The 9,808-nt window shown below is 63.2% G+C and carries 8 protein-coding genes; 4 read left to right on the top strand and 4 right to left on the bottom strand.

From position 1 onward, the window contains the following. A partial coding sequence (locus tag VKI00_RS21855; RefSeq protein ID WP_324441148.1) for a GMC oxidoreductase occupies positions 1-495 on the top strand: 495 nt, incomplete at its 5' end. Between the two features lie 3 nt (positions 496-498). On the opposite strand, the gene VKI00_RS21850 is transcribed toward VKI00_RS21855, so the two are convergent. Next, complete coding sequence (locus VKI00_RS21850) at positions 499-750, bottom strand: hypothetical protein (RefSeq protein ID WP_324441146.1); 252 nt, start codon at positions 748-750, stop codon at positions 499-501. A gap of 121 nt (positions 751-871) precedes the next feature. After that, positions 872-1,276, bottom strand: a complete 405-nt coding sequence (locus VKI00_RS21845; RefSeq protein WP_324441144.1) for a heme-binding protein — start codon at positions 1,274-1,276, stop codon at positions 872-874. 328 nt (positions 1,277-1,604) lie between these two features. On the opposite strand from VKI00_RS21845, the gene VKI00_RS21840 reads away from it, so the two are divergent. The 3 genes from VKI00_RS21840 (at position 1,605) to VKI00_RS21830 (ending at position 7,232) form a co-directional block, all read left to right on the top strand. Continuing rightward, on the top strand, positions 1,605-2,864 hold the full coding sequence (locus tag VKI00_RS21840; protein WP_324441142.1) for a cation:proton antiporter: 1,260 nt from the start codon (positions 1,605-1,607) through the stop codon (positions 2,862-2,864). 671 nt (positions 2,865-3,535) lie between these two features. After that, the gene (locus VKI00_RS21835) at positions 3,536-5,956 is read left to right on the top strand and encodes an arylsulfatase (protein ID WP_324441140.1); all 2,421 of its coding nucleotides are present in this window, start codon (positions 3,536-3,538) and stop codon (positions 5,954-5,956) included. Between the two features lie 163 nt (positions 5,957-6,119). Next, the gene (locus tag VKI00_RS21830) at positions 6,120-7,232 is read left to right on the top strand and encodes a medium chain dehydrogenase/reductase family protein (protein WP_324441139.1); all 1,113 of its coding nucleotides are present in this window, start codon (positions 6,120-6,122) and stop codon (positions 7,230-7,232) included. 319 nt (positions 7,233-7,551) lie between these two features. Here the strand turns inward: VKI00_RS21830 and VKI00_RS21825 are convergent, their stop codons facing one another. Beyond that, a complete protein-coding gene (locus VKI00_RS21825) occupies positions 7,552-8,790 on the bottom strand; it encodes an acyl-CoA desaturase (protein ID WP_324441137.1) in 1,239 nt (412 codons plus the stop codon). 9 nt (positions 8,791-8,799) lie between these two features. Continuing rightward, a partial coding sequence (locus tag VKI00_RS21820) for a ferredoxin reductase (RefSeq protein ID WP_324441135.1) occupies positions 8,800-9,808 on the bottom strand: 1,009 nt, incomplete at its 5' end.

The raw sequence follows: 9,808 nt of genomic DNA, 5'->3' as shown, positions 1-9,808 counted from the left end.
GGCTGGTCACAACGCTCGCTCATCACCGGCGTCATGCAGACCACCGACACATCGCTGTCGCTGGTGCCCAAGCGGCGGATACTCGGCCGGCGGCTGCGGCTCACCACCCGCCAGGATCCGGACAACCCGACGCCCACCTTCCTGGCCATGAACAACGAGATTGCCCGGCGGCTCGCCGACCGGACCGGTGGGACAGCACAGAGTTGGCTGACCGAAGCGCTGTTCAACATGCCGATCACCGCACACATCCTGGGCGGCGCGGTAGCGGCCGAGAGCCCCGAGCACGGAGTTGTCGATGGCGATCATCGAGTGTTCGGCTACCAGAACCTCCTTGTCTGCGACGGGGCGGTCATCCCGGCCAATCCCGGTGTGAATCCGAGCCTGACGATCACGGCGATGGCCGAGCGGGCGATGGCAGCAATCCCGGTCAAGCCGGGTGCTCCGACGACAACGCCCCGCGCGAGATTTATCCCCCCGAAACCGGCAGCCGTCTGAGCCTTAATGGCACCCGGAGGCGTTGACCCACCGACCGTTGTAACCCACACATCCGGTGACGTTCGGGGGCGGCGGAGGGTCGTTCGGCATGGGAGCGTAGTACGCCGGCGGCGGCACGTACGGCGCAACGGCGTCGGCGAGGTTCGCGCAGCCACTCACCGAAACCCGGCGGCCGGCGCTTGCGCAGACGTCGGCGTTAGCGACGCCGGGTGCGGGAATAGTGACGATCGCCCCGGGGACGGTCGCGAGCGCCATGACGGTCACCGCCCTGACAGTCCCTGACCGTAACCAATGACTCATCTTGCTTGTCTCCTCACCGGCGTGACTGGCCTAGCTATGTCGAAGGTGATGGTCGGGCATAACACCACTTAGGTGACTATTGACCCGAATTAGGGTGGTAATCGCAGCGATCGCTCAAGTCGGTGAGGGGTTGGCGGATCCCGTTGATTTCGGACTCAACCTGGGGGTTGGCGTCCATGTAGTTCTTGACGTCGCCGCGAATCTCCTCGTTCGGCTGCCCACGAAGGCCGGTGAAGAAGTTGTTGACGTCCGGGTGGCTAAACAGATAGCCCGCCATCGCGGTCCCGACTGTGCCCGACGCCTGCGCCAAGTCGGCGGCCGTGCACCCAGGCGCCGGGGCCGCAGGGGCCGGAGGTGGCGGTGCGGGCGTGGGCTCGGCAGACGCCAACGAGGCGCCCCCAAACAGCATCGCGCCGGTCATCGCCGAAGTGCCGATCGCTCCCACCAGTGCGCTACGCATGGCACGCCTTGACAGCATCATGCTTGCTCCTTCTCATCCAGTGTCCGAACGGCTATCGATACCACTTAGCTAAGCACAACAAAATAAGACATTGGGGCGAATAACAATTCGGAAGGAACCGCAAGAGCAAATCGTGCGGGCATCGACGGCGAGCGCCAATCCCATGGCTTGGCAATGGGTGTCGACAGAATTCGAGACCGGTTACCGGTTGAGGCATCCGGTGCCTAACGAATCCGCCAGCGGGCGTTGACATCTCACCGCTAGGTGGCGAGCAGCGAACATCCAGGAAGGAACAGATTGAGGCGACACGGCTGACGAGGACCCCGGGGGCGTGTCGAGGAATGTCAGTATGGAGCCGACGCTGAGGCAGGAGCAGGGAATGCACAGTGAGACCGCGTTCGTCCTCACAGTCTTCGTGCTCTGCTACGCCGCCGTCTCCGGGCTGGTCCGACGTTGGTACCTGGCGCCCGCGCTGATATTCGTCGTCGTCGGGGTAGTTCTTGGTCCGTCGTGCTTGGGATTGATCGGGGCCGGGACCGACGCTAAGGCGTTCACGATCCTTGCGGAGCTGGCGCTGACGGTGATTCTGTTCAACCAAGCCGCCACGCTGAACCTGCAGACCGTTTTTCGGCGGGGCCATCTGCCGATGCGCCTGATGGCGATAGGGGTACCCGTAACTATCGCCCTCAACACGGCAATCGCCGTCTCAGTGCTGCCGGTGCTGCCGTTTTGGGAAGCGGTGTGCCTGGCCGTTATCGTGGCGCCCACCGAGGTGGCGTTGGTGGACGCCCTGCTCGAGGATCGGCGCATCCCTGAGCGCGTCCGTCATGCGCTCTCGATTGAGAGCGGCCTTTATGACGGCCTTGCGCTGGCCGCTTTGCTGGCCGCGCTGACGCTCGCCTCGGAGCAGACTGATCCCGCTCCGGTCCGCTGGGCCTGGTTCGCGTTTCGTACCGAGTTCGCCTCGCTGGCGGCCGGCGTGCTCATTGGTGTGATCGGCGGCGTGGTGATCTCACGATCCAGTGCGCGCGGGTGGATGAGTGGCACCTGGGCGCAGCTGGCGACCCTGGCGCTCGCGCTCGTCTGCTTCGGGCTTGGCGAGCGGTTGCACGGCAGCGGGTTTGTCACCGCCTTCGTCGGCGGGTTGGCCTACGCAGTTGTTTCGCGCCGCAGCGGTACCCAGGCGCCGGCGACACAGGTCTCCGACGCGGCCGGCCAGCTCCTCGAACTGCTGGTGTTCGCGCTTTTCGGCGCGGTGGCAGTCGTGCCGGCCTGGCGCGACACTGGTTGGCGGGTTGTTGTTTTCGCAGCTCTCGCGTTGATCGTGGTACGTATCGCATCACTCGCGATCGCATTGGCGGGTAGCGGTTTGCCGAGGCGCAGCAAACTGTTCATGGGATGGTTCGGTCCCCGGGGAATTGGAACACTCGTGCTTGGCCTGATCGTGATCAAGGAAGGCGAGATAAAACAGGGCACGTTGATCACTCAGGCCGTGGTTGTGATCGTCACGCTCAGCCTGATCCTGCACAGCATTACCGCTGCGCCGGGCATTCGACTCTGCCAGCAAGAAGATGACACGCCGACCGACAGCCGACCGGAACCCGAATAACGGTGTGAGCGCACAGGCCCGGACCTGAAATCGCGCACGGGCGCGGCGGGTCTGACATGATGACGCGGTGTCCACACGCTGTGGAAGTCAGAACATCCGCACCCGGCGCGGCCGAAAATGGTGGTCACCACGGACCCTTGGCATGCTACCCACTGTGGATACGGACTAGACGAGGGCGTGAAGGGGTTGAGCTTCAACGGCGAAAGGTTTGGCGGCGAGAGCTGTCCGTTCGACGACAGCGAGATCTGAATGCGCGCGACAGGTTTCGTTTCGGAAACCGTGTGCGTTCTGGGATATGCCGCATGCCGGGACAGCCGCAGCGGTGCTGACTGGCGAGTTCTCCGAATGTTTGTCATCAACCGGCTGTTGTCGATTGGTGAGACGGCCTAGGGTGGGGTATCGGGCCCACGCAGACGAGCTCGCGGTGTAGCCGCCAGATTGCGGTCATGCCTTCCAGTGATAGTAGGCGCGAGATGAGTAGGACCCAGCACAAGCCGGGCACCATTCTTATTGGCCGCATAGGACGCTCAAAAGCCCCTGCGCCAGCTAGCTTTTCGTAGTGCTGAGCTTCCTCGGCCACCCGCAGTTCGAATACTGCGACTCATCTGTCCACAGGCTCAGCCTCGATCGGCTGGGCGAGAGCAACCCAAACGCTTCGAGAGAGGTCCATCATGGCTGAGTCATCAGCACAACCCAACGGCCACAAGCCCGCTGCCGCATCTGACGGCCAGGCCGGCCAACCCATCGGGGACCAGGTGCGGCGGGATATCTTGCCCATTCCGGACGCCAAGCATGTCGGCCTGACCACGTATGACGCCAAGGACCCGGACACCACATATCCGCCGATCACTGCACTGCGCCCGCCCAAGGGCGCACCCAACGTATTGGTCGTGATGCTCGACGATGTGGGCTTTGGTGGATCGTCGGCCTTCGGCGGCCCCTGCAATACGCCGACGGCCGAGCGGTTGGCCGCGGGCGGGTTAAAGCTGAACCGCTTTCACACCACGGCGTTGTGTTCGCCCACCCGGCAGGCGTTGCTGACCGGGCGCAATCACCACTCGGTGGGGATGGGCGGAATCACGGAGATCGCCACATCGGCGCCGGGCAACAGCAGCGTGCGGCCCAAGGACAAGGCGCCCATCGCCGAAACCCTTATGCTCAACGGCTATTCGACGGCGCAGTTCGGCAAGTGCCACGAGGTGCCGGTCTGGGAAGTCTCCCCCGTGGGGCCGTTCAACCAGTGGCCCACCGGCTCGGGCTTCGAATACTTCTACGGCTTCGTCGGTGCCGAGGCCAACCAGTATTACCCGGGGCTCTATGAGGGCACATCGCCGATAGAACCGCCGAAGTCACCCGAAGAGGGCTACACGCTGACCGAAGATCTCGCCGACCGCGCCATCACCTGGGTGCGCCAGCAGAAGGCGCTGGTGCCCGACAAGCCGTTCTTCATGTATTGGTCCCCGGGCGCTACCCACGCGCCACACCACGTGCCCAAGGAGTGGTCGGACAAGTACAAGGGCAAATTCGACGGCGGGTGGGACACGTTGCGCGAGCAGATCATCGCGCGGCAGAAGGAACTAGGCGTTGTGCCCGCGGATGCGGAGCTGACCAGACGCCACGACGAGATCCCGGCCTGGGATGACATGCCCGCCGCGCTGAAGCCCGTGCTGGCCCGTGAGATGGAGCTCTACGCCGGCTTCCTCGAGCAGACCGACCACGAGGTTGGTCGTCTCGTCGACACCCTCGACGACTTGGGGGTGCTCGAGGACACGCTGATCTACTACATCATCGGCGACAATGGCGCTTCGGCCGAAGGCACACTGAACGGCTCCTTTAACGAGATGGCCATGCTGAACGGGATGCCAGAAATCGAGACAACCGAGTTCCTGTTGTCCAAGATCGATGATTTCGGCACGCCCAAGGCCTACAACCACTACGCGGTCGGCTGGGCACACGCCCTGTGCACGCCGTATCAGTGGACCAAACAGGTGGCCTCACACTGGGGCGGCACCCGCAACGGCACCATCGTGCACTGGCCCAACGGCTTCGCCGATAAAGGCAAGGCCCGCAACCAGTTTCACCACGTCATCGACGTCGCCAAAACCATTCTGGAAGCGGCCGGACTGCCAGAGCCCACCGTGGTGAACAGCATTGCGCAGGCGCCACTGGAAGGCGTCAGCATGCTGCCCACCCTGCGCGACGGCGATGCGCCCGAGCATCACGACGTCCAGTATTTCGAGATACTCGGCAACCGCGGCATTTACCACAAGGGCTGGACTGCGGTGACTAAACACCGCACGCCGTGGACCACCGAGGCGCCGCCGGCGTTTGACGACGATGTGTGGGAGCTGTACGGACCCGACGACTGGACACAGGCACACGACTTGGCCAAGGAGAACCCGCAGAAGCTCGCCGACATGCAGCGCCTCTGGCTCATCGAGGCCGTCAAATACAACGTCGTGCCCCTTGATGACCGCACCTTCGAACGCTTCAACCCCGACCTCGCCGGGCGCCCCCAGCTGATCCGTGGGGACAGTCAGCTGCTGTTCCCCGGGATGCGGGTCAGCGAGAACTGCGTGCTGACCCTGAAAAACAAGTCATATTCGGTGACCGCTGACATCACCGTTCCCGAATCGGGCGCCACCGGCGTCATTATCACCCAGGGAGGCTTGGTGGGCGGCTGGTCGCTTTATGCGTATGAGGGCAGGCTCAAATATTGCTACAACTTCCTGGGCATCGACCACTTCATGGTCACTGCGGGCGAACCCATCCCAGCCGGAAAGCACCAGGTACGAATGGAATTCAAGTACGACGGCGGCGGCCTGGGCAAAGGCGGGGACGTCACGCTGTACTACGACGGCAAACCCGTCGGGCAGGGCCGCGTCGAACGGACGCAGCCGATGATCTACTCAGCGGACGAGGCCTGCGACGTCGGCGCCGACACCGGCTCACCCGCATCACCGGACTACGGCCCCACCGGCAACAAGTTTTCCGGTCAGATCGACTGGGTGCAGATCGACATTGGCGACGACAGCCAAGATCACCTGATTAAACCCGAGGACCGGCTCACGATCGCGATGGCGCGGCAATAATGTTGTGGCTCTTGGCGATTCAGAGGTGAGTGAAATCTGGGGTTGGCCCAGTCACGTGGGACGCTGTTCCACATGCTGCGCGTCCGGCGTTCAGCAAATCCTGGCGACCAGTGACATAGTTGCGAAAATCCTCGTCGTAGGCTTTTAGGTCTACGGTGAGAGGATGACCTGGCAAAATATTTCTATCTCGCGGTTCGGCGGCCCAGAGGTAATGGACCTGACGGAACAAGCGACTATCCCCGACCCCGGTCCCGACGAGGTCCGCATCAAGGTTTTGGCCGCCGGCACCGGCTTCACGGACATCTTCATTCGGCGCGGCCGCTACCCGGATTTCAAGGGGCCGGTGCCGTTCACCCCCGGATACGACATCGTGGGAATCGTCGACAAGATCGGTCCCGGTGTGGCCGAATTGCACGAGGGTCAGATGGTGGCCGATTTGTGCGTCGTCGGCGGCTACACCCAATACGCAATCCGGCCGGCGCGGTTCCTGGTGCCCGTCCCCGATGGCGTCGACCCGGCCGAGGCGGTCTGTATCCCGCTGGCCTACCTAACCGCCTTCCAGATGCTCACCCGCTACCGCCAGCTGTCCCCGGGCGCCACGATCCTCGCGATCGGGGCCTCGGGCACGGTCGGCACGGCGCTGCTCGATCTGGCGCGACATTTTGGTCTGAACGCCATCGGTACCTGCTCTGCCGCCAACATGGCCGTGGTTGAAAGCTTTGGCGCCAAGGCAATCGACTATCGCGACGGCGACTTCGTCGAAGCAGTGCGCACGCTCACCGCCGCACAACCCAACGCACACAATGGCCGCGCCGGCGTGGACGCCGCCTTCGATGCGATCGGCGGCGCCCATTTCACTCGTTCGTTCGCCTGTCTGGCATCCGGTGGGCTGCTGGTCGGCTACGGATCGCAGACCATGGCCGACGGGCGCGAAGGCCTGCTCTCGGCCGGACTTGGCTTGGCCAGGCTCCACCTCTGGGGCGCGTTCAAGTTCCTGTTCAGCGGCCGTAGCGCAGTGTGGTACAGCATCACCGCGCGACGAACGAAGCGACCGGAAGAGTTCAAGGCCGACATGGCCACACTGTTTGGCCTACTGCGCGACGGCGCCATCCATCCCGTCGTCATCGATCGCCTACCCCTGGCGGCCGCCCGCGAAGTCCACACTCGCATCGACGGCGGCGGACTCGGCGGCAAAATCGTTCTGATTCCCTGGCCCGCGCCGGTACCGGATCCTCGCCCTGCCACCGCGCGGGTCGGTGACTCACCCGTCTCTTAAGGATAAAGTCGGCGGCTCGTGGTCGTGGGCGGACTCGCCTCCGACACCATCCCCCTGATGCGCATCTGTTCGAAGTATCGGCTTCGATCTCAGCTGAGAGAATCGCCGACCTGACCGACCCGGCCTAGCCCGGAATCGCTTTTGAAACCCGAACCGACGTGAAGGTCGTGCTCGCCGAATGCATCTCGTTATTCGACGTCAGATCTTACCGTGGTCGTTCTCCGACAAAGGATCCCGGCGCGGAGCCGGTCGCGGTCTGCTCGCCGAAGCAAGCGCACTGCGAGCGATTCTAACTCCGACCACCACGATGCGCGGCTGCTCAGGCTGTCGCGACGTCACCGGTCTGAAGCTCGCGCAACGCGGTCCGCAGGCCGCGACGTCTGCCGGTGTCGGGGTCGACACCGAAGCTCTCGTGAACGCCCTCACGGATTCGGAATTTCAGCTCCGAGTGAGTTTCGGGCGCATCGTCCGAGGTAGCTTCGAGGAACTTGTTCGGGACCGAGAGCTTGACGATTGTCCAGAACGTCTGCATGTACTGGTGCATTAAGGATCCGGTCGTGTACGGCAGGTCGTACTTGTCGCATAAAGGCTTGATGCGCTCGGATATTTCGGCGTACCGGTTGCTTGGCAAGTCAGGGAACAGGTGGTGCTCGATCTGGTAACACAGGTTGCCGCTCATGAAAGCCATCAGGGGGCCGGCTGTGAAATTCGCCGAACCGAGCATCTGCCGTAAGTACCACTCTGCGTGCGTCTCGTTCTCGTATTCCTCGCGGGTGAATTTCTCGGCGCCGTCAGGGAAGTGCCCGCAGAAGATCACCATATACGCCCAGTAGTTGCGGATGAGGTTCGCTACCGCGTTCGCGGCCAGGGTGTGCTTCCACCTGGGGCCCGACAGGGCGGGAAAGATGATGTAGTCCTTGCCGACCTGCTTGGCGACCTTCTTGCCGATCACGCGCAAGTCCTTACGGACCTCGTCCATGGATTTTTTACCTTTGCGGACCTTCGTTAATTCAACCCCGTGCAGCGCGACGCCCCACTCGAAAAGCGTTCCGAGCAGCAGGTTGAAGACAGAGTTGCCGAGATACTCCGGTTTCCAGCGCTGGTCTCGGGTGACCCGCAGGAGGCCGTAGCCGACGTCGTCGTCCACCCCGACGATGTTGGTGTATTTGTGGTGCACAAAGTTGTGCGAGTGCTTCCATTGCACGCTCGGAGAGGCGGTGTCCCACTCCCATTCGGTGGAATGGATCTCCGGGTCGTTCATCCAATCCCATTGGCCGTGCATGATGTTGTGCCCGAGTTCCAGGTTCTCGATGATCTTCGCGGTGCCGAGCAGGGCGGTCCCGGTGACCCAGGCGACCTTGTTCCTGCTCGCCAGCAAGGCTATTCGGCCACCGACCACGAAAGCGCGCTGCAGCTGGATTGTTCTGCGGACGTAGCGGGCGTCCCGTTCGCCCCGGGACTCCTCGATATCGGTTCGGATCGCGTCCAGTTCGCGGCCCAATTCTTCGATGTCGGCCGCGGTGAGGTGTGCGTACTGCCTGATGTCGGTGATCGCCATGCGGCGCTCCTAAATGTCGATGGTGCAGTCGCCGGATGCTGCGGAGATGCAGGTCTGGATTCGATCGCCGGCGCGGTGCTCAGTTCCGGACCTCAGATCGCGCACGTAGCCCGATTCCAGCGGCAATACACAGGATTGGCAGATGCCCATTCGGCATCCGAACGGCATCTGGATGCCGAGCTTCTCGCCACCTTCCATCAGAGTTGTCGCGCCATCGAGTTTGACGCTCTTGTCTGAGACAGCGAAGGTGACCGTGCCGCCCTCGCCGCCTTTGTCGGTGCGGCCAATAGCGAACCGCTCCGTGTGCAGCTTGTCCCGCATACCCGTTTCCGTCCATACCTTTTCGACGGTGTCGAGCATGGCGGGCGGACCGCACGCCCACGTTGAGCGATCTTTCCAGTCCGGGACGAGGCCGTCGAGCGCGGCGAAGTCGACCTTGCCCATGTCGGCTGTCAGCTGCAGGTGCAGCCGGTAGTCGGGCTGGGTGCGCTCCAGCGCACGTAACTCGTCGTGGAATATCACGTCGCCGGCGGAGTGCGCCGAATGGATATGCATGATGTCGGGACTCTCGCCACGCTGTCTGAGCGAGCGCAGCATCGCGATCACGGGAGTGATGCCGCTGCCGGCAGTTACGAACAGCAACTTGGCCGGCGCCGGATCAGGTAGAGCGAAATCGCCCCTCGGGGCGGCAAGTCGAACAACCGTGCCGGGCTCGACGCCGTTCACAAGATGTGATGACAAGAAGCCCTCGGGAGTGGCCTTGACGGTGATCGCGATTAACTTCTTGTCGCGCCGTGGGATCGACGTCAGCGAGTAAGACCGCCAATGCCAGCGCCCACCAACCCGCAGTCCAATGCCGAGGTACTGGCCGGGCTGGTAGTCGCCGGAAAAGCCCCATCCCGGTTTGATCGTGACCGTGGCCGAGTCTTCGGTTTCCCTGCGAACATCGACGACGAGGCCACGCAGTTCCCGCGCAGACCACAGCGGATTGAGCAGTTTAAGGTAGTCATCGGGCAGC

The sequence above is a fragment of the Mycobacterium sp. genome (genome assembly GCF_035314665.1).
Lineage (GTDB): Bacteria > Actinomycetota > Actinomycetes > Mycobacteriales > Mycobacteriaceae > Mycobacterium.
This window is presented reverse-complemented; position numbering and strand designations above follow the sequence as displayed.

What these genes read in the sequence shown, in the direction of transcription:
- VKI00_RS21850 (WP_324441146.1), bottom strand. Translation starts at nt 750, where the DNA reads ATGGCGCTCGCGACCGTCCCCGGGGCGATCGTCACTATTCCCGCACCC.
- VKI00_RS21845 (WP_324441144.1), bottom strand. Translation starts at nt 1,276, where the DNA reads ATGATGCTGTCAAGGCGTGCCATGCGTAGCGCACTGGTGGGAGCGATC.
- VKI00_RS21840 (WP_324441142.1), top strand. Translation starts at nt 1,605, where the DNA reads ATGGAGCCGACGCTGAGGCAGGAGCAGGGAATGCACAGTGAGACCGCG.
- VKI00_RS21835 (WP_324441140.1), top strand. Translation starts at nt 3,536, where the DNA reads ATGGCTGAGTCATCAGCACAACCCAACGGCCACAAGCCCGCTGCCGCA.
- VKI00_RS21830 (WP_324441139.1), top strand. Translation starts at nt 6,120, where the DNA reads ATGACCTGGCAAAATATTTCTATCTCGCGGTTCGGCGGCCCAGAGGTA.
- VKI00_RS21825 (WP_324441137.1), bottom strand. Translation starts at nt 8,790, where the DNA reads ATGGCGATCACCGACATCAGGCAGTACGCACACCTCACCGCGGCCGAC.